The organism is Robertmurraya sp. FSL W8-0741, assembly GCF_038004005.1.
GTDB lineage: Bacteria > Bacillota > Bacilli > Bacillales > Cytobacillaceae > Robertmurraya > Robertmurraya siralis.
The window spans coordinates 68,914-94,570 of record NZ_JBBOQG010000001.1 but is presented as its reverse complement, the minus strand read 5'-3'; the positions used below and the strand labels follow the sequence as shown (position 1 = coordinate 94,570).

The 25,657-nt window shown below is 38.7% G+C and carries 23 protein-coding genes; 18 read left to right on the top strand and 5 right to left on the bottom strand.

The window, feature by feature from the left end:
• Positions 1-151: 151 nt before the first annotated feature.
• Complete coding sequence (locus NST02_RS00525) at positions 152-718, top strand: RNA polymerase sigma factor (protein WP_095311596.1); 567 nt, start codon at positions 152-154, stop codon at positions 716-718.
• Complete coding sequence (locus NST02_RS00520) at positions 696-2,300, top strand: DUF4179 domain-containing protein (RefSeq protein ID WP_340947640.1); 1,605 nt, start codon at positions 696-698, stop codon at positions 2,298-2,300. Before NST02_RS00525 ends, NST02_RS00520 begins: the two co-directional genes overlap by 23 nt.
• A gap of 323 nt (positions 2,301-2,623) precedes the next feature.
• Here NST02_RS00520 and NST02_RS00515 read toward each other — a convergent pair whose 3' ends face one another.
• Together NST02_RS00515 and NST02_RS00510 are read right to left on the bottom strand one after the other, a co-directional pair.
• The gene (locus NST02_RS00515) at positions 2,624-3,334 is read right to left on the bottom strand and encodes a FusB/FusC family EF-G-binding protein (protein WP_095311597.1); all 711 of its coding nucleotides are present in this window, start codon (positions 3,332-3,334) and stop codon (positions 2,624-2,626) included.
• A 223-nt stretch (positions 3,335-3,557) separates the two neighbouring features.
• Positions 3,558-3,842, bottom strand: a complete 285-nt coding sequence (locus NST02_RS00510; protein WP_095311599.1) for a CD3324 family protein — start codon at positions 3,840-3,842, stop codon at positions 3,558-3,560.
• 327 nt (positions 3,843-4,169) lie between these two features.
• On the opposite strand from NST02_RS00510, the gene NST02_RS00505 reads away from it, so the two are divergent.
• The 12 genes from NST02_RS00505 (at position 4,170) to NST02_RS00450 (ending at position 17,905) form a co-directional block, all read left to right on the top strand.
• Positions 4,170-5,228: an LLM class flavin-dependent oxidoreductase gene (locus NST02_RS00505; RefSeq protein ID WP_137744443.1), complete on the top strand. Its 1,059-nt coding sequence runs from the start codon at positions 4,170-4,172 to the stop codon at positions 5,226-5,228.
• 81 nt (positions 5,229-5,309) lie between these two features.
• Positions 5,310-5,657 (top strand): PadR family transcriptional regulator, encoded by a 348-nt coding sequence (locus tag NST02_RS00500; protein WP_095311603.1) that lies wholly within the window; start codon positions 5,310-5,312, stop codon positions 5,655-5,657.
• Entirely contained in the window at positions 5,638-6,276 is a 639-nt protein-coding gene (locus NST02_RS00495) for an HAAS signaling domain-containing protein (RefSeq protein ID WP_095311605.1), read from the top strand. The genes NST02_RS00500 and NST02_RS00495 overlap by 20 nt, the downstream gene beginning before the upstream one ends.
• A gap of 70 nt (positions 6,277-6,346) precedes the next feature.
• On the top strand, positions 6,347-7,804 hold the full coding sequence (locus NST02_RS00490) for a DUF4153 domain-containing protein (RefSeq protein ID WP_340947634.1): 1,458 nt from the start codon (positions 6,347-6,349) through the stop codon (positions 7,802-7,804).
• Between the two features lie 662 nt (positions 7,805-8,466).
• Positions 8,467-10,185, top strand: a complete 1,719-nt coding sequence (locus tag NST02_RS00485; protein WP_340947632.1) for a glycoside hydrolase family 13 protein — start codon at positions 8,467-8,469, stop codon at positions 10,183-10,185.
• Positions 10,186-10,309: 124 nt separating this feature from the next.
• Positions 10,310-11,617 carry an ABC transporter substrate-binding protein gene (locus NST02_RS00480; protein WP_340947630.1) on the top strand — a complete coding sequence of 436 codons (1,308 nt, stop codon included), beginning with the start codon at positions 10,310-10,312 and terminating at the stop codon, positions 11,615-11,617.
• A gap of 350 nt (positions 11,618-11,967) precedes the next feature.
• Positions 11,968-12,828 (top strand): carbohydrate ABC transporter permease, encoded by an 861-nt coding sequence (locus NST02_RS00475; RefSeq protein WP_095311615.1) that lies wholly within the window; start codon positions 11,968-11,970, stop codon positions 12,826-12,828.
• Positions 12,828-13,643: a carbohydrate ABC transporter permease gene (locus NST02_RS00470; protein WP_340947626.1), complete on the top strand. Its 816-nt coding sequence runs from the start codon at positions 12,828-12,830 to the stop codon at positions 13,641-13,643. The genes NST02_RS00475 and NST02_RS00470 overlap by 1 nt, the downstream gene beginning before the upstream one ends.
• Positions 13,644-13,665: 22 nt before the next feature.
• A complete protein-coding gene (locus tag NST02_RS00465) occupies positions 13,666-14,700 on the top strand; it encodes a LacI family DNA-binding transcriptional regulator (RefSeq protein ID WP_340947624.1) in 1,035 nt (344 codons plus the stop codon).
• A 25-nt stretch (positions 14,701-14,725) separates the two neighbouring features.
• Positions 14,726-16,390 (top strand): glycoside hydrolase family 13 protein, encoded by a 1,665-nt coding sequence (locus NST02_RS00460; RefSeq protein WP_340947622.1) that lies wholly within the window; start codon positions 14,726-14,728, stop codon positions 16,388-16,390.
• A gap of 118 nt (positions 16,391-16,508) precedes the next feature.
• Positions 16,509-17,033 carry a CBO0543 family protein gene (locus tag NST02_RS00455; protein WP_340947620.1) on the top strand — a complete coding sequence of 175 codons (525 nt, stop codon included), beginning with the start codon at positions 16,509-16,511 and terminating at the stop codon, positions 17,031-17,033.
• A gap of 194 nt (positions 17,034-17,227) precedes the next feature.
• Positions 17,228-17,905: an NAD(P)H-dependent oxidoreductase gene (locus tag NST02_RS00450; RefSeq protein WP_212934200.1), complete on the top strand. Its 678-nt coding sequence runs from the start codon at positions 17,228-17,230 to the stop codon at positions 17,903-17,905.
• 50 nt (positions 17,906-17,955) lie between these two features.
• Here the strand turns inward: NST02_RS00450 and NST02_RS00445 are convergent, their stop codons facing one another.
• Complete coding sequence (locus NST02_RS00445; protein ID WP_137744431.1) at positions 17,956-18,801, bottom strand: aldo/keto reductase; 846 nt, start codon at positions 18,799-18,801, stop codon at positions 17,956-17,958.
• Between the two features lie 261 nt (positions 18,802-19,062).
• Positions 19,063-20,112 (bottom strand): NAD(P)/FAD-dependent oxidoreductase, encoded by a 1,050-nt coding sequence (locus tag NST02_RS00440; RefSeq protein WP_340947615.1) that lies wholly within the window; start codon positions 20,110-20,112, stop codon positions 19,063-19,065.
• A 224-nt stretch (positions 20,113-20,336) separates the two neighbouring features.
• Here NST02_RS00440 and NST02_RS00435 point away from each other — a divergent pair, with 224 nt between their 5' ends.
• The 4 genes from NST02_RS00435 to NST02_RS00420 all read left to right on the top strand — a co-directional run bounded on the left by NST02_RS00435 (position 20,337) and on the right by NST02_RS00420 (position 24,156).
• Positions 20,337-21,182, top strand: coding sequence for an ABC transporter ATP-binding protein (locus NST02_RS00435; RefSeq protein ID WP_095311631.1), 846 nt, complete (start codon positions 20,337-20,339; stop codon positions 21,180-21,182).
• A complete protein-coding gene (locus NST02_RS00430) occupies positions 21,133-22,059 on the top strand; it encodes an iron-hydroxamate ABC transporter substrate-binding protein (protein ID WP_095311633.1) in 927 nt (308 codons plus the stop codon). The genes NST02_RS00435 and NST02_RS00430 overlap by 50 nt, the downstream gene beginning before the upstream one ends.
• Positions 22,060-22,141: 82 nt before the next feature.
• Positions 22,142-23,152 carry a FecCD family ABC transporter permease gene (locus NST02_RS00425; RefSeq protein ID WP_340947613.1) on the top strand — a complete coding sequence of 337 codons (1,011 nt, stop codon included), beginning with the start codon at positions 22,142-22,144 and terminating at the stop codon, positions 23,150-23,152.
• Positions 23,149-24,156 (top strand): FecCD family ABC transporter permease, encoded by a 1,008-nt coding sequence (locus tag NST02_RS00420; protein WP_137744429.1) that lies wholly within the window; start codon positions 23,149-23,151, stop codon positions 24,154-24,156. The genes NST02_RS00425 and NST02_RS00420 overlap by 4 nt, the downstream gene beginning before the upstream one ends.
• Before the next feature lie 273 nt (positions 24,157-24,429).
• Here NST02_RS00420 and NST02_RS00415 read toward each other — a convergent pair whose 3' ends face one another.
• The gene (locus NST02_RS00415; RefSeq protein ID WP_340947610.1) at positions 24,430-25,611 is read right to left on the bottom strand and encodes a DHH family phosphoesterase; all 1,182 of its coding nucleotides are present in this window, start codon (positions 25,609-25,611) and stop codon (positions 24,430-24,432) included.
• Between the last annotated feature and the right edge of the window lie 46 nt (positions 25,612-25,657).

Sequence of the window (25,657 nt, the reverse complement as noted above, 5' to 3'; positions counted from 1 at the left end):
TAAAAGGAACAGAGACTTGATTTGCATCTCTGTTCTTTTTGTCGTTTCCTATTAAAACCAAAAGGAAAGTTTTATTAATGCGAAATTTTTTTCGAGCATCACTCGTTATAACATATGACTATAAACCATGGTTTTTAGTAAGGAGGTCAAAATGGAAGAGGATTTGAATTGGATTAAGGAAGTTCTTGCAGGAAATAAAAAAGCATATGCTCATCTTATTCGTAAATATAAAAACCCATTATATGCCACTGTTTTGAGAATGACAAAAAATCCAGCGGACGCGCAGGATTTAGTTCAGGAAGTGTTTATAAAGGTATATCACCGCTTAGATAAATATGAAGAAAAAGGATCGTTTTCAAGCTGGTTGTATCGCATTGCGATCAACCATTGCATGGATGAATTTCGAAAAAAGAGCCATCAAATGAAGTCTTCCGAGGTGAAGGAAGAAGATGTAGTGAACGGGAATCATCCGGAGATCGTCTATCTTCAAAAAGAAAAAAATAGACAATTGGAGCGTTTAGTGGGGACTTTACCAGAAGATGAAAGGATGATTATTCTGCTTAGGTATGTGAATGAGCTAAGCTATCAAGAGATTAGTGAATTGCTTGATATCCCCCTTTCTACGGTGAGAAATAAACTGTTTCGTGCTAAGAAAAAAATGAGAGAAACGGTGAAACAAGAAGGAGGTTATTTCGATGAACTGTCCAGTAATAGATAAGTTATCCCAGTATGTTGATAACCTGCTTGAAGAAGAGGAAATGAAAGAGATAGAGGTTCATGTAGAAAAGTGTAAGGACTGCGCTACAGTCGTGGAGGCACTTGAACAAGAATCATTATTTTTACAAGAGACATTAAAGAATCCAACTTTACCAGATAATTTTGAAGCGCTGGTTTTGGGTCAGCTTGAGCCGTATGAACAAGGGCAAAAACAAAAGCGAGGAAGGTTGTGGAAGCGCGGTTTAATCGCTGCTGCTACCATTTTTTTAGCTTTTGGAGTTACAACCAAATTGCACCCTAGCTTTGCGGAATGGGTAGGGGGGTTATTTTCAACTGAACAGGTTGATGAAGGTTTAAGAATGGCTTCTGATGCTGGCTTTGCGAAAAGAGTTAATGCTGAGGTAACGGATCAGGGGTTGACTTTTAAAGTGGAAGACGTTGTGGCGGATGCTTCCCGGATTGCATTATCTTACCAAGTATTGAACGAAGATGGAAAATTTCATGATCCTGACTTTACAGAGTATGAAATTTATGGGCTAGATCAAAACGGAAAACGCCTTGAGGTTCAAAATGTCAGCTGGGGCTATTCTGAAGATGATTATGGAATTATGGACTTTTCCTTACGGGATACGGACCTGGAACAGTTCACATTAAAGCTTCAAATCACTGATTTGAGTGGGATTAAAGGAAATTGGGAATTAGAAATCCCGATTGACTTAAGGGAAAGTCTCAAGTTTACGGAAAAGTTAGCGCTCCATGACTTCGCAACAAGCAGTGACGGCGTTGAGTTGAAATTGAAGGAGGTTCGTTTGGCTCCATCTACTAATGAAATTGTGTATGAAACGGCTTTTACAGATGATGAAAGGAATCGTATAGAAACGGAAGTTCAGAAGCTTGAGAGTCGATTTGGGAAAGATATCGCTCATACGTTTACGAATTTTGGAACGGCCATTCAATATCACCTTGAGGATCAAAAAGAAAATCCAGTCTACTATCAGAACTCATTTCTAGATGGTCAAGGACATCCTAATAGTGTCGGTTTAATACAAGGAATAGGGGAAAGCTTGTCTCAATTTGGATCCGTCGCTTGGAATGAATACTTTGTCCCGAAAAAAAGCGATCAAGAGATGACTTTTGTTCTGGATGGTGTGATAAAAACAGTTCCTGCTGACTTTTCGATTACAGTCAAGCCGATGGAGCAAAAACAAAACCCAATTTCATTTGAGTATGAAGGCAATTATATGGTACTCAAAAAAGTGAAGATGGAGAATGAATATTCATTACAGAAATTAATAATCCCGTTTAAAAAGGAAAAGAAGTTGAAAATTGAAATGGAGGGTGGGAGAGAAGCCACTGCTACCGAATTTGGACAATGGGTGCTGGTCGATCAAAACGGTAAAGTCTATCAAACTTATGGTAGTGGTGGGGTTAGCGATGAAAAGGATGAAAACGGCAGATACAAAACAACGGTTGAACTCACTATCTATAATCTAGAGGAAGTCCCGGAGGAGTTTACTCTCCATTTGATTTCTGTGACACGTTTTCATAAGCTGGATGAAAAATGGAAGGTGCCGCTATACTAGGTGCAACAAGAAGGAGCCTGATTTACTCAAGCTCCTTTTTCAAAAATAAGAAAGTATAAAACTTTGGGGATACCATAGTAGTTGATGAACATCAATCCTAGACCGATTTATGGCCTGTTATGACCGATATATTTGTATAAAGACCGAAATATTTCGATTTAGACCGATAAAATGAAATAAAGACCGAAATATTTTTTTAAAGACCGATCGTGAAAACCTGGTTTTCTTATGTTTCCGGAATTGTAGGGTGAAATTCCGGAATTAATGCAATTTTTCCGGAAATATATCTGCTTTTTCCGGAATTCATCAGAAAAATTCCGGAATTAATCACGATTTTTCCGGAATGCATCTTCGTTTACGTAGTACATACGATCTTTTGTTTGTTCTATCCCTAACGATTCCTTTAAAAAAATTTCAAGATAGTCGACGTTGGTAATTTTTTCATTACACTTATTGCTATCAGTACAAATGAGATTTCCGATAGCCTTATAATAATCGGGATTATTTGCTTTCTTTGATTTGGTGATTGTGGAGAAATAGGTAACCTCACCATGGCCATTACAAATGGAACAGATATTATTTTTTTCGATCGCAGACATTTTGCATTCAATCCCAACGAGCTTTCCATCAAGTTCATAAACAAGATACTTTTTGTTGGTTCGAAGATCATTCCAGCCTAAATAGGTAAGCTTATTGCCAGCTAAATTTGATAAATCAGGAAGCTTTAACTTTTTGCTTTTCGGAAACATCTTTTTAAGCTGCTGTTCTGTAATATGAGGAAAGTCTATTACATATGCTGAAAGTTGCTGGAGATATTGTTCAAATTGATCTTCTGTTTTTAAATTAGAAAGGTCGAGCAGTGTGATTTGTTCTGCAGATGCATGTGGAAACAACTCCAAAGCTTTAGCATTGGCCAGACCAATTGTTGCATTTAGAACAGTCGGAGGCACATGCTTTTTAATACTGTCTTTAATTAGGGCAACTTGTTTTTTAATAAAATTAAATTGTTCATTTTTTATAAATTTCTCTGTCATTTTCTCTCTCTCTCCTATATTGGCAGTAATCTTATTAGAGGATTTGTCAAACCAGTTGATAAATGCCTTTGGTTTCACACGTATGTTGAATGGTTGAGAAAATAGGCAAAGATCAACACTGACATATAATAACCCTTATTTTAAAGAAGAAAGCTGTTTTTTAAAATGGAGAGAATGAATGAGAATCGTTTTTTACCTAAAAGGACACGGATGAATCCATATTTCATCCGTGTCCTTTAGCTATTTTATATGAATAGATAATTTTTTTAATCGTTTCAGTTGAAAGAAAGTATTCCTCAGCTAGTCGTTCGATGCTGCTGCCATTACGATAGGACTCTTTTATTGCAGCATTGCGACGGTCGAGCATTTTTCTGCTGCCACTTGCCGTCCCCCATTTTTGGTATTCCGTTTCTTGCTTAGGAATATAGAGAGTTTCTCCCTGAATATATTTTTGAATTTCTGAAATCAGCTTTTCAGGTAATACGTTTTTGGCGTTTGTATATTTCAATTTCGCTCGCTCCTTATTTTGAGTTTGAAAATAAGGTGCAAAGCCAAAATATTAGAAAAGCCAGTGCAGCGATAAACTTAAATGTTTCGCCCCATGCAAAGTATCGCCTTTCCAATAATAGGCTTTGCATGAGTGAAAGAAGCTCTAGACAATCTTAAACGATTCTCCATCAGTAGCACCCCCTCTAGATTTAAGTATAACGAAGTTTAGCAAATATTTGTATGTTTTTAAAGATTTTTTGATTTAGAGCAGGGCCACGCTTATTACTTGCGATAGGTAAAGAAAAGTCTCAAAATAAAGATATCTGAATTAAGGAGGATATACATAGTGGAAATAGGAATTAGCACATTTGTTGAAACAACCCCTGATGTCCATACTGGCAAGGTTATTAGTCATGCACAGCGCTTGCGTGAGGTCGTCGAAGAAATTATTCTCGCTGATCAAGTCGGCCTTGATGTCTTTGGGGTAGGAGAACATCACCGTAAAGACTATGCGGCGTCTTCACCAGCAGTTTTGCTGGCTGCGGCGGCACCTCAAACGAAACGGATCCGCCTGACAAGCGCTGTATCAGTGCTGTCTTCAGATGATCCGGTTCGCGTTTTTCAAGACTTTGCGATGCTTGACGGGATATCGAATGGGAGAGCGGAAATTATGGCAGGGCGAGGTTCTTTTATTGAATCTTTTCCTCTGTTTGGTTATGACCTCAACGATTATCATGAGCTGTTTGAAGAGAAGCTCGATTTACTTTTAAAAATTAGAGAATCAGAAAAGGTCACATGGAACGGAAAGCATCGCCCGGCTTTAAACAATCTAGGAGTGTATCCTCGTCCGGTTCAAGATCCTTTACCTGTTTGGATCGGGAGCGGTGGCACACCGCAATCGGTTGCCCGTGCCGGCCAACTGGGACTACCACTTGTTTTAGCTATTATTGGCGGACGTCCATTGCAGTTTGCTCCATTAGTTCAACTTTATAAACGTGCAGCAGCTCAGTCTGGCCACGATATTTCCAAGCTTGCAGTTGCTTCTCATTCACATGGGTTTATAGCAGAAAGCAATGAAGTAGCTTGTGAGAAATTTTTCCCTCCAACGCAACAAGCAATGAATGTCCTTGGTAAAGAACGTGGCTGGGGCTATTATGATCGCGCTGCATTTGATGCGGCAAGAAGCTTTGAAGGGGCACTATATGTAGGTGATCCAGAAACAGTGGCACAAAAAATCATTCATCTTCGTAAAAATGTTGGAATTACACGTTTTATGCTTCATGTACCAGTCGGAACGATGCCGCATGAAGATGTTATGAAAGCAATTGAACTATTAGGAACAAAAGTAGCACCGTTTGTTCGGGAAGAAATAGCAAAATGGGAAGCAGAAGAAGAAATGAAATAAAAAAAGAAATCCTACACTTTACAAATCAATAGAAAGGGTGTAGGATTTCTATATACCTAATAATTCTAGGTAGGTGATAAAATGTTTAATCGTGAATTGGTAAAAGGCAGTACTTCGCTTTTATTACTGCAATTATTAGCTGATAAAGATATGTATGGCTACGAGATTGTGAAGGAATTGGAGAAACGCAGTGGAAATGAATTTTCTTTTAAAGAAGGGACGCTTTATCCGGCGCTTCATAAGCTTGAGAAGCAAGAATATATTGAATGTTATTGGCGGGAACAGGAAAAGGGACCAGCGCGCAAGTACTATCGAATTACAGATGCTGGGAGAGAAATGTTGCTGGAGAGAACCCAAGAGTGGGATGATTTTGTTTCTGTGATGAACAGGGTTATGGGGAGAAAAAGGCATGGCACAGCTAAAGAGTGAATTTTTAGCAGAATTGGCGAAATATCTTGAACATCATGAAGAAAAAGAAATGATCTTACAGGAATATGATGCCCACCTTGACGAGCTTCTTGCTAATCTCACCCATTTAAAAACGGAAGAAGAAATCCGGACCGAAATGTTTTTGCGGTTTGGCAAGCCGAAAGAAATAGCTGAACTATGGAGAGAAGAGCTGTCTGTTACGCCAAGCAATATGAAATGGCTTTTTCTTGCGCTCAATATTTTATTGTTTGGAGGAGGATCCCTCCTTACATTGGCGCATAATCTGTTTGAATGGAACTGGTTAACTATTGTTTGGACACAATTGACTTCCTTTCCAGTTCTTATTGCTTTTATCTATATGTTCTTTTGGGCTTTGCTCGGCTACGAGATTGGCAAAGGATTTGGTCATAAAGGGAGAAAGCTGATGGAGAAAACATTTTTTCTCGCATTGATCCCTAATTTAACGCTTATGGTGCTAACCGTTTTTCATGTCATTCCACATGAATGGTTTAGTCCTCTGTTAACGAGAACCTTTATCATGCTTTGTATTGCGTTAACGATCTTGCTCTACCCAGTATGTTTGTTGAGCTATAAATGGGGAAAAAAAGCTTCTGTTTAAGAAGAGCTTTTTTTTACTAGTATACATAGATTTTCTATATATATAGAATAACGATATGGAGTGAAAAAATATGGAATCAATGATGAAAAAGGTTGATTGGCTTTTTTTAATTCTCTGTTTAGCAGTGGGAGTGGTGGCAGAAGAAGCTTTTTTTAGAGAAAAAATCGGGATATCGTATTTACTGTTTATTATGATTTTTTATGCAGTATTTTACTGGAGGTTTCGTACAGTTGTTTTTACCCATCAACGTTTCGGATATTTTGTTTTAATGGCCATTTGGCTGTTAGCAGCAAGCTATTATTTGTACGATGTGCTCTTGTTTCAGTTTCTAAATATTGTTCTCATACCTGCATTGGTGATGCTTCATCTCGTTTTAATTACATCACCGAAAAAGGTAGACTGGACGAACTTGATGTTTATTGTTTATATAGGCAAACGTCTTATCAATGGGCTTCGCTATAATTTTCAATTTGCCAACCATTTGGCTACATATTTTAAAAAGGGAAGTGAGAGCGCAAGTCATGAAATAGGAAAGAAAATAATCATCGGAATTATCATCGCTGTTCCAGTATTATTTATTGTTCTCAATTTGCTTATTTCAGCAGATGCCTATTTTGAACAGATGATGAACTCACTGCCACAATTGCTTAATTTTAGAACAGATTATCTTTTTCGTTTCCTAATTATTTGTATTTTTGGTTTTGGAATCTTTGGTTTTTTGCAGGCCCTGTCAGTAAAGAATATTCAGGCAGAGCAAAAAGAAAGGCTGGTTCAGACAGTTTCATTTGATGGGATAATCACCATAACCGTGCTCGCTCTTTTAAACGTAGTTTATGTCGTTTTTATAATCATCCAATTCAAATATTTCTTTAGTGAAACACTAGTTGATGGTTATACCTATGCTGAATATGCCCGTCGTGGCTTTTTTGAATTGTTGTTTGTGACGCTTATCAATTTGAGCATGACAACTGTAGTCATTACGAGTACGAAACAACTGCGAGGCGTAATCGAAAAGCTTGTGAATATTTCTTTATCATTGTTAGTGTTGTGCAGCGGCATTATGCTTGTATCCGCTTATATGAGATTGATGATGTACGAAGAGGCATATGGATTTACCATCACAAGAGTTTTGGCTCATTCCTTTATGATCTTTTTGATGGTGATCTTTGCTTATACATTTGTGAAAATTTGGCTTAAAAGGCTGTCACTGTTTCACTTTTATTTCATTGCGGCACTCGTCTATTATGTTGGCATCAATCTGATTCATATCGATCGAATCATCGTTGCACAAAATATCGAGCGCTATGAAACAACTGGAAAAATTGATATCGATTATTTAGGTTATATGTCTGCCACAGGAATTATTGGGTTAATCGAATTATATGAACAGTACCCCGAAATTCCGGGATTAAAAGAATTGCTTGCCCAGAAAAAGGATGAACTACCATTTATAAAATCTGACTCTTGGCAGTCGACAAACTATACAAGAGACAAAGCTTATCAAAAATTAGAAAAATTGAATTTATAAAAAACATAGCCCTCAGTTTTTAATGAGGCCACTGAAAAAGTGTTCAGTGGTCTTTTTTGGCAGAATTTCTAGAGCTTCTGTCCTCCGTTCTGTCGGGGTGGAAAGCAAATGGCGTTCATTCCGACAGTTTGTTTCATATTGGCGCTATGAATCGGATTGAACTCTTGCCGACCTCATTTGTTCCCGTCCGTTAAATTGGGAGCTTATTCGGACAAGAACCATTCAAGTTTCGCCCGTTCAGTCCGAATACACCTCTTATTCGGCCAAGAACCGTTCCCGTTTCGCTCGTTCAGTCCGAATACACCTCTTATTCGGCCAAGAACCATTCAAGTTTCGCTCGTTCAGTCCGAATACACCTCTTATTCGGCCAAGAACCGTTCCCGTTTCGCCCGTTCAGTCCGAATACACCTCTTATTTGGCCAAGAACCATTCCCGTTTCGCTCGTTCAGTCCGAATCACATCCCATTGAGACTACTGAAAAAATCAGTAGAATGGATTAATTGCCGACGGGTATTACTTGAAAGAAACGTTTCCCTAAATATTTTTACATACATGGGGCTCTTCGCCTTTAACGCTTTCTAAAAATTGTGCAATCATTTGTGCAAGCGATTGCACGTTTACAGAAGAAGGAGTACAATGGGGTTGAAATGAGGTGAATGGAAGTGGAGAAGACGTTAAATGGAAAAGAACCTTGGTGGAAGCGCAGTGTTGTCTACCAAATATATCCCCGGAGTTTTATGGATTCTAATGGGGATGGAATAGGCGATTTGCAAGGAATTATTTCGAAGTTGGATTATTTACGTAAACTGGGAATTGATGTTATTTGGTTAAGCCCAATCTATGATTCTCCCAGTGACGATAATGGCTATGACATTCGTGATTATCGAGCGATTATGCGAGAGTTTGGAACTATGGCTGATTTTGAGCGGTTAATTGAGGAAGCAAAATACAGAGGAATTCGAATCGTTATGGATCTTGTCGTGAATCATACCTCTGATGAACATTCCTGGTTTATCGAATCAAGAAAATCAACAAGTTCAAAGTATCGAGATTTTTATATTTGGAGAGAGGGAAAAGACGGTGCTCCACCGAATAATTGGGGTTCTATTTTTTCTGGATCAGCATGGGAAAAGGATGAAAAAACAGGCTCGTATTATTTGCATCTGTTTTCTAAAAAACAGCCTGACTTAAATTGGGAGCATCAGCCTTTAAGAAAAGAGATCTATGAAATGATGACCTTTTGGTTAGATAAGGGCATCGGTGGCTTTCGTATGGATGTGATCAATTTTATTTCAAAGGATGTCCGCTTTCCTGATGGCGCAGTGCATCCAGAGCAGGTATTTGCAGATGGAAGTGCTTATTTTATGAACGGTCCCAAAATTCATACTTACTTACGTGAAATGAATGAAGCAGTTTTACAAAATTATGATGTTTTAACTGTTGGAGAAATGCCTGGAGCGACACCTGAGGATGCTCAAATTTATACCAATCCTGAAAACCGTGAATTAAATATGGTATTTACGTTTGAACATATGGATTTAGATAGGGGTCCCTATGAAAAATGGGATATTCAGCCTCTTCAACTGGTTGATTTGAAAAAAAATCTAGAGAAGTGGCAGCAAGCTCTTCATCATAAAGGTTGGAACAGCCTTTATTGGAATAATCATGACCAGCCGCGAGTGGTTTCACGATTTGGTGATGAGCGGGAATATCGTGAACAATCTGCAAAAATGCTTGCCATTTGTCTGCATATGCTGCAAGGAACTCCTTATATATATCAAGGTGAAGAGTTAGGGATGACGAATGTTAAGTTTGCTAGCATTGAAGATTATCAAGATATAGAAACAATTAATATGTATAAGGAAAAACGGGAGCAAGGGATTCCCCATGAAAAGATAATGGAGAGTATTTATGCAAAAGGACGTGATAATGCACGTACTCCAATGCAATGGACCCCGGATGGAGGGTTTACGACAGGAGTGCCGTGGATGCAAATGAATAATAATGTAAACGAGATTAATGCAGAAAGTGCCCTTGCTAATCCTGATTCGATTTTTTATACGTATCAAAAACTAATCAAACTAAGAAAGTCTCATGACATTATTACGTATGGAAGCTTTCAACTCCTGTTATCGGAGCATCCTTATCTTTTTGTTTATAAAAGGGTTCTGGAAAGCGAAGAGTGGTTAGTTGTAGCCAATTTTTCGAAAAGATCGGAGAAATTGGTATGGTCCGATTGTGATGTGGAGGGAAAGAATGGACAAGTTGTAATAGCAAACTATGAGCATCTTGAAGTAAATAAAAAAGCGCTTGAAGTAAGACCGTATGAGGCTTTTGTTCTTTCTTTTCAAAGGGAAAAAAATAGTCCTTGTCATTTTTAAAAAGCTGTGTTAGGATGGGTTTACATTAAAGTTGTGCAAACGCTTTCCTAAGCTTTGCATTCTTTTTTGAAAGTTGTGCAAACGTTTTCGCAAATTTAATATTTTAAAAGTGGAGGGGAAACAAATGAAAGGTAAATGGCGTGCAGGTTTACTTGCAGCAACATTAGGTTTCGCAGGTTTTCTAGCAGGTTGTAATGGAGATGAAAAACCAGCAACTTCTCCAGAAGGGAAATCTAACGGCGAAGTCGTCACGATTGATGTTTTTCAGTTTAAAGTAGAATTCAAGGATCAGTTTGAACAAGTGGCAAAAGCATACGAGGATGAGCATGAAAATGTCAAAATCAACATCACTACCGTAGGTGGAGGAGAAGACTACGGAGCAGCATTGCGTTCCAAGTTTGCTTCAGGCAATGAACCTGCCATCTACAATATTGGTGGACCACAAGACGTTGCAGATTGGCAAGATAAATTAGCAGATTTATCTGATACAGAGGCTGCAGGCTTGGCTTTAGATGGTACTCTTGAGGGAGTAACAGTAGATGGAGAAGTTCTAGGGCTTCCGTTTAATCAAGAAGGCTATGGCTTTATTTACAATAAAAATGTATTTGAAAAAGCGGGCATTGACCCTGCGTCAATTGTTAATTTTTCTTCTTTAGAAGCTGCGGTGAAGGTGTTAGATAGCAAGAAGGAAGAATTAGGCCTTGAGGCAGTATTTGCTCTCCCAGGGAAAGAAAAATGGGTGACTGGTTTACATTTATCCAATACGTTCTTAGCGCCAGAATTCGAACACAATGTTCTAACCGCGTTTGATGCACCGACAGTTGAGTTTAAATATGGTGATGCATTTAAGAAAATTCTCGATTTGCAAAATGATTATTCTGTTCAACCAACTGTAAGTCTTGACTATTCTCAACAAGTTGAGGAACTTTTCTCACTTGAAAGAGTGGCCATTATTCAACAAGGAAACTGGGTGTATGGTTCGATTGCAGGTATTGATGAGGAATTTGCCCAAAATGGAATCGGCATTTTGCCAATACCGGTAGAAGGGTATGAAGGGGATCGCATTCCAGTAGGAATTCCAATGTATTGGGGCGTAAATAGTAATGCAGATGAAGCTGTGATCGAAACGGCAAAAGATTTCTTGAATTGGTTATATACCTCTGAAACCGGTAAGGAGGCAGTTGTAAGCGAATTCAATTTTATTCCTGCTTACGAAGGCTATGACTCTGAAAAGATAGCAGATCCGCTTTCAAAGGATGTTTATGAATATTCCCAAAAAGGAAAAACGATTGGCTGGGCATTCATGGGTTATCCTACTGGATGGGGTGAAAATGAGCTTGGCGTTCAAATTCAGAAGTATTTAAGTGGTGAATCAAGCTGGGAAGATGTTATCGATGCCTCAAAAACAGCTTGGGAAAAGGGACGTCAATAATGCTTTTTTCTAGAAATTAGCCGACATTTCTGACAAAACAAAGTAGCGATGTGCTACTTTGTTTTGTCAGAATGGCTCTGTTATATGTCGGTGTTGATTTTGGGCTTATTTTCTCAGAAGACCTTTCAGTTATACTGAAAGGCATGTGAAACTTTGGTTTCACATGAAAAGGGCCCAAAATCATTTTGACAACAATTCTATTTAACAAAGCCATCAGAATAAATAGAGTGTTTAATTTTTATAGAGTTTAGAATCGGCTATTTAATTATATGAATTTACTGGAATAGGAATATAGATCTTCCTTCAGATACAATGAAGAAAGGCGATTTAAAGTTATGGAAGGTGAGAAAATGCGCATTCGGGAATGGTCCTATTGGTTATTTCTAATGCCCGTGCTAGCTGCACTGGTGTTAGTTGTAATTGCTCCTTTGTTATTAGGCATTTACTACTCTTTTACGGATTGGAATGGAATCCAAGCAACCGGCTTTGTTGGTCTTGCTAACTATAAAGCGATTTTTCAAGATGAGCGCTTTCTGAACTCACTCTGGTTCACAGCCAAATTTTCGATTGTATCGATTGTGTTAATTAACGTTATCGGGTTATCTTTAGCCCTTTTAGTAACAGCAAAATTAAAGACGAATAAATTAATGCGTACCATTTTCTTCATGCCCAATTTAATAGGGGGATTGATTCTCGGTTTTATATGGCAGTTTATTTTCACAAAGGCATTTGCTGGCTTTGGAAGCCTTGTTGGGTTAGAAAGTTTAAAGGGATGGTTATCGACACCTAGTACGGGCTTTTGGGGTCTTGTCATTTTAATGAGCTGGCAAATGGCAGGATATATTATGGTCATTTATATTGCTTATTTAGAAGGTATTTCGAAAGAATTAATTGAAGCGGCGGAAATCGACGGGGCTAATGCTTTCCAACGATTCTGGCATGTTATATTCCCGCTTGTCGCACCGGCTTTTACCGTTAGTATGTTCTTAACCCTCTCCAATACATTTAAATTATATGACCAGAACTTATCGTTAACAGGTGGGGGACCATACGATTCAACGCAAATGGTTGCGATGGAAATCTTCAATACAGCTTTTAAACAATATGACATGGCGTATGCCCAGTCAAAAGCAGTCATTTTTTTCATTATCGTGGCGGTCATCGCATTAGTGCAAGTTTATATCAATAAGAAACGCGAGGTGGAAATGTAATGCGTAAAAAGTATTTAATTCCACTTGAAGTGATAGGGATCTTTTTAGCTCTTTTATGGTTAGCGCCTTTTTATTTAATGATTGTCAATTCTCTTAAAACAAAGCGGGAGATTTTTGAGGATACATTAAAACCTCCAAGTCATTTAACTTTTGATAATTACATTGCAGCTTTTAAAGAATTGGACTTTTTAAAAACATTTGGGAACTCCTTATTGATCACGGGAGCAAGTGTCATCATTATCATCATTTTTTCAGCAATGGCTGCTTACGCACTATCGCGAACAAAGAGTAAAGTAAGTACGATAATTTTCTTCATCTTTGTTGCAGCAATGCTTATTCCATTTCAGTCGGTTATGATTCCGCTTGTGACGATTTTTGGAAAATTTGAAATGCTAAATCGCGGTGGATTAATTTTCATGTATTTGGGCTTTGGAGCTAGCTTATCGATATTTTTGTACCACGGCGCCCTAAATTCCATCCCCAAATCGCTGGATGAAGCTGCTACAATAGATGGTGCAAATAAGTTTCAAATTTTTTGGCATATTATTTTTCCAATTCTTAAGCCGATCACAGTAACAGTGGCAATTCTGAATACGATTTGGATTTGGAATGATTATTTATTGCCTTCGCTTGTTATTAATCAACAGGGGATGGAGACGATTCCACTGAAAATGTTCTTTTTCTTTGGTGAGTATACAAAACAGTGGCATTTAGCGTTGGCTGGTCTCACAATAGCAATCATTCCAGTGATTATTCTTTATTTCTTTGCCCAACGGGAAATTATAAAAGGCGTCTCTGAGGGAGCGGTAAAATAAAAATATTAGGGAGGGAATTTCAATGGCTGTAACCATCATCGATGTAGCAAGAGAAGCAAATGTTTCTCCTTCAACAGTTTCTCGAGTTATTGCAGACAATCCAAGAATAAGTGAGCAAACAAAGCGAAAGGTTAGAGAGGTCATGGACAGACTTGGCTATTATCCTAACTTTCAGGCTCGAAATTTAGCGGCAAAATCTACAAAAACAATTGGTGTGGTTATGTCCAACTCCACTTCCTCAGCATTTCAAAATCCGTTCTTTCCGGAAGTTATTCGCGGTATTTGTGTCAGTGCACATGCCGGTAAATATGGAATTTATTTTTCAACTGGTGGAACTGAGAATGAAATTTATGAAGAAGTTGTATCGATGGTTCAAGGGAAAAAAGTGGATGGAATTATTCTACTCTACTCAAGAGTCAATGACCGGACAATGAAATATTTAAAAGAGGTCAAATTTCCTTTTACTATGGTGGGTCGTCCTTATGATTTCGAGCACGAGATAACCTATATTGATAATGATAATGAAAAAATTGCTCATGAAGTGGTGAAATATCTTCAAGTTTTAGGACATGAGAAAATTGCGTTCATTGGAGGAGATTTGGATTTTGTCGTTTCAATCGATCGTTTAAATGGGTATAAAAAGGCACTGAGTACAATAGGTCTTCCCTATGAGGAAAAATATTTTCTTCGGGATAGCGATATGAAATTGAATGGGAAAGAAGCGATTCAAAAATTAATGGATTTAGCTGCTCCGCCAACGGCAATTGTTGCCCATGATGATTTAGCTGCTTATGAGGTTATTCGCTATTTAGAGGAGCTTTCCTATGAAGTTCCAGAAGATGTTTCCATTATAAGTTTTAATAATCATGCTTTATCTGCCTATGTTAAGCCGCCATTAACTTCGGTGGATATTTCCATATTTGAATTAGGGCTTGAAGCTACTAACTTTTTATTGGGGAAAATACAGAATCCCAATGAGGCAGTTAAACATCATTTAGTTTCAACTACGTTAATAGAACGTGAATCATGTAAAAAGATTACAACATCTGGAGAATGACACCAGATAGAAATAGAGGGAAAACATGGAGAAAAAATGGTGGAAAGAAGCTGTAGCTTACCAAATTTATCCCCGTAGCTTCCAAGATTCAAATGGTGATGGAATAGGGGATTTAAAAGGGTTAATGTCGAGGCTGGATTATATTGAAGAGCTCGGAATTGATGTCATTTGGCTTTGTCCCGTGTATAAGTCTCCTAATGATGATAATGGCTATGATATAAGTGATTATCAAGAGATTATGGAAGACTTTGGGACAATGGAAGACTTTGATCAATTACTGGAAGATGTGCATCAACGGGGCATGAAGTTGATTATAGATTTGGTCATTAATCATACGAGCGATGAGCATCCATGGTTTATAGAATCACGTTCATCTACAGGGAATAAGAAACGTGATTGGTATATTTGGAGAGATGGAGTCGATGGGAAGGAACCGAATAATTGGGGAAGTATATTTGGAGGATCCGCCTGGGAATTCGATCAAAAGAGAAACCAGTATTATTTGCATCTTTTCTCAAAAAAACAGCCTGATTTGAACTGGGAAAATCAAGAGGTTCGTTCCGCTTTATATTCTATGGTGAATTGGTGGTTGGCTAAAGGAGTCGATGGTTTTCGAGTGGATGCCATCAGTCATATTAAGAAGGATTTGACCTTTTCAAATGTCGATAACCGAGATGAACTTTCATATGTTCCTGCTTGGAGCAAGTATATGAATGTTGATGGAATTTTACCCTTCTTAACTGAATTGAAGAATGAGACCTTTGCTAAATATGATATTATGACCGTTGCTGAAGCAAATGGGGTAGGGATCGAAGATATTCACGAATGGGTAGACGAAGAGAACGGAAAGTTTAATATGATTTTTCAATTCGAACATTTGGGTCTGTGGGATTCCGAGACGAAAACACTTGATATATTAAAATTGAAGCGAGTGTTAACCAGATGGCAAAAAGCGTTAGAAAAGAGCGGCTGGAATGCCTTGTTTATTGAGAATCATGATATAGCGCGAAGTGTTTCAACATGGGGAAATGATGAGAAATATTGGAGAGAAAGCGCTACTTCATTAGCAACGATGTACTTTTTTATGCAGGGAACCCCTTTTATTTATCAAGGCCAAGAGATTGGCATGACAAATGTTAAATTTTCTTCCATTAGCGAGTATAACGATGTTTCAACAAGAGGCTTGTTTGCGGAACTGACAGCGCAGGGCAAGGCGATGAACGAAATTATGGAAATTATTTGGGCGACAAGTCGCGATAATTCAAGAACGCCAATGCAATGGTCTCCTGCTAACAATGCTGGTTTTACGGAAGGGATCCCATGGATCGGGGTGAATCCTAATTATAAAGAACTTAATGTGGAGGTTCAAACGAAAGATCCAAACTCTATATTAAATTATTATAAAACGATGATCCGGTTGCGTAAGTCAAATCCAATTTTTGTCTACGGGCGCTATGATTTAGTACTGGAAGAGCACCCGTCGCTTTATGCGTATACACGCACTTATCGCAATGAAAAAGTGATTGTTTTATGTAATTTATCGCCGTTCTCAATTGAAGTTGAACCAATTAAAGATGTGCAATACAAAAAGGAAAACTTAATGTTAGCAAATCTTGACGTTTGCGCTCATGGGGAAGAAGAATCTTTGCAGCTGGCCCCTTATGAAGCGAGAATTTATCGCTTAAACTAAAAAAAGAAACTCTATAGATAAGATAGCCAAAATAATCTATGGAGTTTTTTTTGTTCTTAATACAAGAAAGTTCATAGAAATGTGCAAGCTAAAAGAAAAAAGGCAAAGGATCTTGTCTATGCACATTTTTCTTACGATTATTAGTTTTATTGCGGTATGGGTTAGAAGAGATTATCGAAATTGGGAGCGAATGTATCCGACGATGCAGTATATTGCTCTTGGAAACTTGACGTATAATTTCTTATGCGCGGCTCATTGGTTATGGCGAATGTCACCAGATATCGATTGGTATAACTTTACTTTATTAGAAATGGGCTATACATTCGTTGTCTTTCCGGCTACTGCATTAATGTTTTTATCCCGCTATCCAGAAGGTGAGGGCTTCTGGAGAATCGTTAGGCATTATTTATGCTGGATTGGTATTTATGTCGGGTTTGAATACATTATGCAAGCGCAAGGGACAATTGTCTATAAGTACGGATGGTCATTAGGCTGGAGCGCCATTTTTGATTGTATCATGTTTCCGTTTTTGCGTATGCACTATAAAAAACCTTTGCTCACGTTCCTTTTAAGCATCCCGATGGCTTTGTTCTGGTTATGGCTCTTTGATATTCCTACACATATTCCCATTGAAAAGAGATGATGATTTTAAAGCGGCTGACTATTTGCCATTTCTGCGCCTTGGTCAGGTGAAATTTAATGCGTTTAAGTAATTTCCTTGTTTTGATCAAACGTTTGATTGGTTTTTTAGCAGATTCAGTGCCTTTTATTGTACGAAGGTTTATGTTTTACCGTATAATGAGCCATTATAAAAATCTTCTAAAGGAGTAGTGAATGATGAGCCACCATGAAGATACAAAGAAAGAAATTTTAGAAGCCTTGCAGTTTAGGCATGCTACAAAGGAATTTGACCCAACGAAAAAAATATCCGATAGTGATTTTCAATTTATTTTGGAGGCAGGAAGATTGTCGCCCAGTTCGGTTGGGTATGAGCCATGGAAATTTATTGTTGTGCAAAATCGCCAATTAAGGGAAAAACTGCGTGAGGTTTCTTGGGGAGCACAGGGACAGCTTCCGACAGCAAGTCATTTCGTTGTCATTCTCGCAAGAACGATTAAGGATACGAAATATGATAGTAAGTATGTCGAAGACCAGATGCTGAATGTAAAAAAATTTCCCCTTGAAGTATTTGAACAGATTAAAGTTCGTTATAAAAGCTTTCAAGAAGAGGATTTACATTTACTTGAGAGTGATCGAGCGATTTTTGATTGGGCGTGCAAGCAAACTTATATCGCCCTTGGCAATATGATGACAGCTGCTGCCCAGATCGGGATAGATTCTTGTCCGATAGAAGGGTTTGATTTCGATAAGGTACAAGCTGTTCTCGAGGAAGAAGGTCTATTGGAGAATGGTCATCTCGGTATTTCTGTGATGGTCGCCTTTGGTTATCGTATGAAGGAACCCCGTCCAAAAACAAGGAAGAAACTAGAAGACATCGTACAGTGGATAGAGTAGTAAAGAAGGCCATAGTCAGACTATGGCCTTCTAATGAGACAAGGGATTCCTTATTGGAATCCAACCTCGAATTCATCTGGATTTGAACCAACACGTTCATTTTTGTTGAGCCCATCTAACTTTGCCATATCTTCAGGTGCTAGCTCAAAATCAAAAATGTCTGCATTTTCAATGATGCGATGTTCTTTAATGGATTTTGGAATCGTGACCACTTCGTTTTGCAGATCCCAGCGTAAAATAATTTGGGCAGGGGATTTTTGATACTTATCTGCAATTTCTACAATGGTTGGTTCATTTAAAAGCTGTCCTTGCTTAAGGGGTGACCATGCTTCTAATTGAATTCCTTGCTTTTTGCAATAATCACGAAGCTCTAATTGAGCTAAATGCGGATGATATTCCACTTGGTTGACCATCGGTTTAATTTCTGCATCAGCAATTAGATCCTCCAGATGGTGAACGTGGAAGTTACTAACACCAATTGCACGGACTTTTCCATCCTTGTAAAGCTTCTCTAACGCTCTCCATGTTTCTTTATATTTAGCACTGTCTTTTCCAGGCCAGTGAATGAGATAAAGATCTAAATAGTCCATACCAAGCTTTTGCAGGCTTGTCTCAAATGCTTGCAATGTCGATTCATAGCCTTGATCTGAATTCCAAACTTTTGAAGTCACGAATAAGGAATCTCTGGCAACTCCAGATTCTCTAATTCCTTGTCCTACGCCTTCTTCATTTTGATAAATGGCAGCCGTATCAATGCTTATGTAACCATTTTTGATTGCAGCTTTTACAGCTTCAACCACTTCGGAACCTTCTTTTACTTTAAAGACGCCAAGGCCAAACCAAGGCATTTTTACTCCGTTATGCAATGTGGTAGTATCTTGCAGATTTTTTGGCATTTTGTGTACCCTCCTAATCATATTTAACTAAACCACTACGAATTCTATTATGCACATTTCTTTCAGGAAATTCCAAAAATTTGATTGCTTGAAAAAGAAAAATAGAAAAAGTGAAGCCCACAGAAGCTCCACTTTTGATAATGGCATTGGAAACAAAATGGTTATACAAACGATATTTTTGGCTCATTCATTTAAAACCTTTCAGTTATGTGGAAAGATGGAGAAAATGAGCAAAAATCAATTTAGCCTTGACCTTGATAATTATTGAACAAGTTGTTTAACGAGCTCGCGATTACGCTTTTTAAAAAGTTCGTTATGCGAGGAAACCATACCGCCTTTTGCTGCATCAGGTTGAATAAATTGCTTCGCTTTGTTGACAGCATTAACGGCATCTTGGAAGGCACCAGCAATTAAATGGACTTTTCCTTCGTAAGAGACAATGTCTCCTGCCGCATACAAGCCAGGTATTGAGGATTCACATGTTGTATTTCCTGCAATATAAAAATCATCCACGAGCTCTACTTCAAGTTGACTTTCTTTTAAAAGGGCAGCATCTCGTTCATAGCCGTGGTTGATGATGACGTCATCGACTTCGACATAAGATACTTCACCTGTTTCATGGTTGGTTAATTCCACGCCATGAATGTATTCATGACTGTTATCGGCAATAAGCTTGGTGATTTCTGAGTTAAAGAAGCATTCGACTGATCCACTTAGGAGTTGAGATACCTGAGCCTCATGAGCGGATAAATTGTCTTTCCGATAAGTGAGGTAGACCTTTTTAGCAATCGGTTCTAATTCATTTGCCCAATCGATGGCAGAGTTCCCTCCACCTGAAATAAGAATCGTTTTATCTTTAAATCTTCTGAGTGATTTAACTGTATAATTTAAATTTGTAATTTCAAACCGCTCTGCACCTTCAATTTGCAGTTTTTGCGGTTTTAATATTCCCCCGCCGACCGCCATAATGACAGTTTTTGAATAATGCATTTGACCTGATGAACCCTGCAAGATAAAAACGCCGTTTTCGTCTTGTGAAAGAGCTTCCACTTTTTCATTTAATACAACCGTTGGATTAAAGGTCAATCCTTGTTGAACAAGCTGTTTAATGAGATTCTCTCCTGAAGTAGGTGTTAATCCCCCTACATCCCAGATCATTTTTTCTGGATAAACATGAAGCTTTCCACCAAGCTGTGGCTGAAATTCAATTATTTTTGTTTTCATTTCTCTAAGGCCGCTGTAAAAAGCAGAATAGAGTCCTGCTGGGCCGCCTCCAACAATGGTAATATCATATAGCTCTTGTTTATCCATTTTCGTTCACCTCAAGTGTTATTGATTATCATTCTCATTTAACTATAAACGTCTTTTTCCAAATTAGCAATAGATAAAAAAGAAACTTTCTATGAAAGTGAATTTTTTTTGAAATACTCATAAAAATATTGACAGTATGGTGCAAATCCCATTATATTTACCTCATAACAGTAATGAAAATCATTATCAATTGGAAATATATGCTTATATAAGGAGGTATGGAAATGGTTCGCCTAAGAACGAAGGACTTAAGCATTGGCTATGGTGAACGTTTAATCGTTAACGGGCTCAATGTGGAAATCCCAGATCACCAAATTACGACGATTATTGGCTCAAATGGGTGTGGGAAATCTACACTTTTGAAGGCGATTACACGGATCATTCCTCACCAATCTGGAACGGTGATCTTAGATGGAGAAAATATCATTAAAGGAAGTACAAAGGAATTGGCCAAGAAAATGGCTATCCTTCCACAGACTCCAGAAAGCGCTAGTGGCTTAACAGTAGGTGAACTAGTATCCTATGGGCGTTTCCCTTATCAAAAAGGATTCGGTCGTCTTACAAAAAAAGATTATGAAGCCATCGATTGGGCGTTAGAAGTGACTGGAACAAAGGATTTCAAATATCGACCAGTTGATTCTTTATCAGGTGGGCAAAGGCAGCGCGTCTGGATTGCGATGGCGTTAGCACAGGAAACAGAAATTATTTTCCTTGATGAGCCGACAACGTATCTTGATATGGCGCATCAGCTAGAAGTATTGGAGTTACTCCAGAAGCTGAATGTTGAGCAAGGTCGTACAATCGTCATGGTACTTCATGATTTAAACCAAGCAGCCCGTTTTGCGGACTATATGATCGCATTAAAGGGCGGAGAAATTGTCAAAGCAGGAGGTTGTGAAGAAGTGATCAACCGGGAGGTATTGAAGAAAGTATTTTCTATCGATGCTGAAATAGGACGCGATCCACGAACAAATAAACCAATGTGTATCACATATAATTTACTTAAGGGAGAAGAAAATGATGAAGAAATTACTCATTCCATTTATGCTGTTGGCGGTGCTCGTTATTAGCGCCTGTGGCAATAAAGAATCTAATGCAGACGGTGAAAAAGAAGCAGGGGAAGAGCAAAAAGCATCTGAGATGAGAACATATGAATCAGAGAACGGTCCAATTGAAGTGCCGGCAAACCCTCAGCGTGTAGTTGCTCTAGCTAATGCAGGCAGTGTAATGGCGCTTGATGTGAATATTGTCGGTGTCGATTCATGGTCAAAAGCGAATAAACGCTATGAATCTTATTTAACGGATGCAGAGGAGGTAACCGACGAAAATTTAGAAAAAATTATTGAATTGGAGCCGGATTTAATTATCGCTGCTTCAACAAACAATAATCTTGATAAATTAGCGGAGATTGCTCCGACGGTAACATATACGTATGGAAATGTGGATTACTTAACCCAGCATATCGAAATTGGAAAGTTATTAAATAAAGAAGAAGAGGCAAAAGCATGGGTCGAGGATTTCAAAAAGCGTGCTGCTCAGGCTGGGGAAGATATTAAAGCAAAAATAGGTGAAGATGCAACCGTATCTGTATTTGAAAGATATGATAAACAGCTCTATGTGTTCGGTGACAACTGGGGCCGCGGTACAGAGATTTTATATCAAGAAATGAAGTTAGAGATGCCTGAAAAAGTTAAGGAAATGGCGTTAAAAGAAGGATACTATGCATTATCAACGGAAGTTATTCCAGAGTATTCCGGAGATTACATTATTTTAAGCTCAGATGGTGTGGATAATTCTTTTAAAGAGACGGAAACTTATAAAAATATTCCAGCAGTAAAAAATGAGCGGGTTTTCGAAGTGGAGGCTTCAGAATTCTACTTCAATGATCCAATTACATTAGACTTTCAATTGGAATTCTTTACGGAAAGCTTTTTAAATAGCAAATGATGAACGGACAAAACAAGGAATTCTTTTATCGAGAATTCCTTGTTTTGTGCACACGTTCAAATCCACGAAAGAAGAGAGACGGATGACGAGACAATATAAACCTTTCATTCCATTTACATACAAGCTAATAATAGGAATTGTGCTCTTAATTGCTGTATTTGCTGCTGCTCTCGTTTTCGGAGCAGCAGATACAACATTGAAAGATATTTGGTTCGCCTTAGTAACGAATGAAACCGGGGACAAGCTGGCGATGATTCGTGAGATCCGCCTGCCACGTGAAGTTGCTGCGGCATTTGTTGGAGCAGCGCTTGCTGTTTCAGGGGCAATTATGCAGGGGGTGACCCGTAATCCGTTAGCAGATCCAGGTCTGCTTGGTTTAACAGCGGGGGCAAACGTCGCCTTAGCGGTAACATTGGCCTTTATTCCAACAGCTAATTATTTTAGCATTATGATTGCTTGCTTTATCGGAGCTGGGGTAGGAACTGCCATGGTAATAGGTCTTGGGGCAGTGAAAAAAGGCGGTTTCTCTCCTTTTCGCATCGTGTTAGCTGGAGCGGCTGTTTCTGCTTTTTTAACAGCGATTGCTGAAGGGATCGGGCTCTATTTTAAGATTTCAAAAAATGTCTCAATGTGGACGGCGGGTGGTTTGGTGGGCACTACTTGGAGTCAGCTTCAAGTTATTGTTCCATTTATTGTGATCGGCCTATTGCTTGCTCTATTCCTTTCTAAACAACTGACGATTTTAAGCTTAAATGAAGAGGTGGCAGTTGGGTTAGGACAGAAAACAACTCAAGTGAAAGCAATTTTGTTTTTTATTATTATTATTCTTGCTGGAGCCGCAGTAGCGTTAATTGGGAATATGGCCTTTATTGGGCTCATGGTGCCTCATATCGTACGGGCAGTCGTGGGAACGGACTATCGCTTTATTATTCCGATGTCGATCATTGTCGGCGGAGGCTTTATGCTGTTGGCAGATACTCTTGGGCGGACGATTAGCGCTCCATATGAAACGCCGGTTGCTGCAATCGTGTCCATTTTAGGATTACCATTCTTCCTTTTCATTGTTCGTAAAGGAGGGAAAGCATTCACATGATTCATCCAAGTGTTGTTAAAAAACAAAGGCTAACAATGTTGGTCTTAACCATTGTGATTATAGCAACTGCAGTGATTGGCATGGGAATTGGCAGTTCATCTGTTTCTTTTGAGCGCCTTATCCCCACTTTATTAGGTCAAGGAACATTTAAAGAAGAGTTCGTTATTTTCTCCGTTCGGATGCCAAGATTGATTGTCACCTTACTGGCAGGGATGGCTCTTGCTTTATCAGGTTCCATTTTACAGGGGATTACACGCAATGATTTAGCGGATCCAGGGATTATCGGGATAAATGCTGGTGCTGGGCTAGGAGTTGCTATTTTTTATCTGTTTATTCCAGTAAGCAGTGGTTCATTTGTCTATCTATTGCCAGTTGTCGCTTTTGCTGGTGCGATGTTGACGGCAGCACTCCTTTATCTTTTTTCCTATGATCGTAAAACAGGTCTGCAGCCTGTAAGGTTAGTATTAATTGGTGTCGGTTTTTCCATGGCGTTTTCCGGTGTGATGATTATCATTTTCTCAGCAGTTGACCCATTTAAGGTCGATTTTATCGCTAAGTGGCTGAACGGGAATATATGGGGTGCAGATTGGCCGTTTATTTTGGCCATTTTGCCGTGGCTGATTGTGTTGGTACCTTTTACCCTGTATCGTGCTAACCGCTTAAATTTGTTAGGGGTGAGTGAGCCAGTTGCAGTGGGTGTAGGTGTAGCAGTAGAAAAGGAAAGAGTTACCTTGCTGTTGGCCGCAGTTGCATTGGCCGCAGCCGCTGTTTCAGTAACGGGCGGGATCGCCTTTATTGGTTTAATGGCCCCCCATATTGCTAAAGCACTAGTAGGTCCTAGAAATCAGCTTTATATTCCGGTAGCAATTTTGCTCGGAGGCTGGCTCCTTACTTTGGCAGATACGATTGGCAGAAATCTTGTTGAACCGGATGGAGTTCCTGCAGGTATTATGGTTGCGTTAATTGGTGCACCGTATTTTATGTATTTGTTGTTAAAAAAATAAAATTGGTCTTTCTGGTGGCCTTTTGGTCGTGATTTTGGCGTTTCGCCGATATAATTGTTTTTTCGCTGATATATTCCGATTTTCGCCGATATATTTCATTTTTCGCCGATATATGAAAAAAATCGCTGATATATCTAATTTTGCAAGTTTTATTCAAAGCCATTTTTGCCTTTGAAAGGCAGAAATGACTAATAAGCCGTATGATTATGCTTGCTTGCGTTCAAAAATAGGGTCAAATATTCGTAAGAATGAGGGTTTCCAATAGAAAGACCCTCATTTTCGTTTTTTCACTTCATTTTTTAAGTAGTTTACAAAATGATCGTCATCTGTTAACCAGCAAGCTTCAGTACGTTTAAGAAATTTCTCAGCTTCCGTAAAGCTGGGGAATGTTTGAGCTTTTTGCATGCGATTTTTTTCGATTGTCCATTCAGAATCCGTGTTTGGGCGAATGAAAAAATGATCTTCGCGGCGATTTAAATACAGCGTTCCAAAGGAGCAATCCTTTAGGTTGTAACGGTTATTTTTTGCATCTTCACGCAGGGGCTCAAGTTGAAAGGTGTTGCTAACATACAACTTATAGGCGTTTTCAGTCAGCGTGCATCCCGCTGCTTTTGCATGTCCGCCTCCACCTAATTGTCCTGCAATCTCCGAAACGTCTACATGATCATGAATCGTACGAAAGCCTAATCGTTTTCCTCCCATATTGATAATAGCGATATAATCTAAGTGTGGATATTCTTTGCCCAGTTCGTTTCCAAGCTCAGAATGGTAGGATTCAGCATAGACGACACCGGCAAAATGATCGTTGATTTGTGTTTGAACGATCTCCCTTCTTTTTCGGCGAATGTAGCGCTTAATTTTCCCCTCTTCCATATCTAAAATTTTTTTCTCAAAATCATCAAATTGAAAATGGTCAAATGATTTAAGGCGCTCAAGCATCGTTTCCTCGAACTCATCAATTGAAACAAGGAAGAAGAGTGCGTTAAGGCGTTGAGCTTGCTGATTATTGTTCTTTTCCCATTCCCATGTATCATATTGGCGGATGAGCTCAACAAATTCGTCCAACGCTTCTGTTTTCGATAAATGGCCTCTATTAACCAAATAGTGATAAAAAAGGGAGGTTGCTGAAGCAGGCTTCCCATCGTCATCTTCAACGACAACGTTCCCCCAATCATATTGATTATAATTTAGGGATGTTTTGTGATGGTCAATAAGCTGCACTTTTCCCCCTGATTGATAAAAGGCCTCTATGTTTTTTTCATTTTTTTCGTTCATAGATAAGTCGGTTATAAAAAGAAATGTTTCTGGATCATCATTCTCAAAAAACGATTCCACTTCCCGATTTAATGCAGCAATTGAGTTGTAACGAACCTGTACGTCCTTGCCAAAGGTCAGTTTCGCAAGGATTCCGCATCCAACCCCATCTAAATCATTATGTGATAATAGCTTGTACATGATTTCACCTCAATCTCTATTATGCGATAAAATGGTCATAATATTG

Coding starts and splice junctions, on each gene's coding strand:
- NST02_RS00425 (WP_340947613.1), top strand. CDS start 22,142: ATGACGAGACAATATAAACCTTTCATTCCATTTACATACAAGCTAATA.
- NST02_RS00525 (WP_095311596.1), top strand. CDS start 152: ATGGAAGAGGATTTGAATTGGATTAAGGAAGTTCTTGCAGGAAATAAA.
- NST02_RS00415 (WP_340947610.1), bottom strand. CDS start 25,611: ATGTACAAGCTATTATCACATAATGATTTAGATGGGGTTGGATGCGGA.
- NST02_RS00445 (WP_137744431.1), bottom strand. CDS start 18,801: ATGCCAAAAAATCTGCAAGATACTACCACATTGCATAACGGAGTAAAA.
- NST02_RS00500 (WP_095311603.1), top strand. CDS start 5,310: ATGTTTAATCGTGAATTGGTAAAAGGCAGTACTTCGCTTTTATTACTG.
- NST02_RS00450 (WP_212934200.1), top strand. CDS start 17,228: ATGAGCCACCATGAAGATACAAAGAAAGAAATTTTAGAAGCCTTGCAG.
- NST02_RS00475 (WP_095311615.1), top strand. CDS start 11,968: ATGCGCATTCGGGAATGGTCCTATTGGTTATTTCTAATGCCCGTGCTA.
- NST02_RS00490 (WP_340947634.1), top strand. CDS start 6,347: ATGGAATCAATGATGAAAAAGGTTGATTGGCTTTTTTTAATTCTCTGT.
- NST02_RS00515 (WP_095311597.1), bottom strand. CDS start 3,334: ATGACAGAGAAATTTATAAAAAATGAACAATTTAATTTTATTAAAAAA.
- NST02_RS00455 (WP_340947620.1), top strand. CDS start 16,509: ATGCACATTTTTCTTACGATTATTAGTTTTATTGCGGTATGGGTTAGA.
- NST02_RS00435 (WP_095311631.1), top strand. CDS start 20,337: ATGGTTCGCCTAAGAACGAAGGACTTAAGCATTGGCTATGGTGAACGT.
- NST02_RS00480 (WP_340947630.1), top strand. CDS start 10,310: ATGAAAGGTAAATGGCGTGCAGGTTTACTTGCAGCAACATTAGGTTTC.
- NST02_RS00470 (WP_340947626.1), top strand. CDS start 12,828: ATGCGTAAAAAGTATTTAATTCCACTTGAAGTGATAGGGATCTTTTTA.
- NST02_RS00440 (WP_340947615.1), bottom strand. CDS start 20,112: ATGGATAAACAAGAGCTATATGATATTACCATTGTTGGAGGCGGCCCA.
- NST02_RS00465 (WP_340947624.1), top strand. CDS start 13,666: ATGGCTGTAACCATCATCGATGTAGCAAGAGAAGCAAATGTTTCTCCT.
- NST02_RS00460 (WP_340947622.1), top strand. CDS start 14,726: ATGGAGAAAAAATGGTGGAAAGAAGCTGTAGCTTACCAAATTTATCCC.
- NST02_RS00420 (WP_137744429.1), top strand. CDS start 23,149: ATGATTCATCCAAGTGTTGTTAAAAAACAAAGGCTAACAATGTTGGTC.
- NST02_RS00495 (WP_095311605.1), top strand. CDS start 5,638: ATGGCACAGCTAAAGAGTGAATTTTTAGCAGAATTGGCGAAATATCTT.
- NST02_RS00430 (WP_095311633.1), top strand. CDS start 21,133: ATGAAGAAATTACTCATTCCATTTATGCTGTTGGCGGTGCTCGTTATT.
- NST02_RS00520 (WP_340947640.1), top strand. CDS start 696: ATGAACTGTCCAGTAATAGATAAGTTATCCCAGTATGTTGATAACCTG.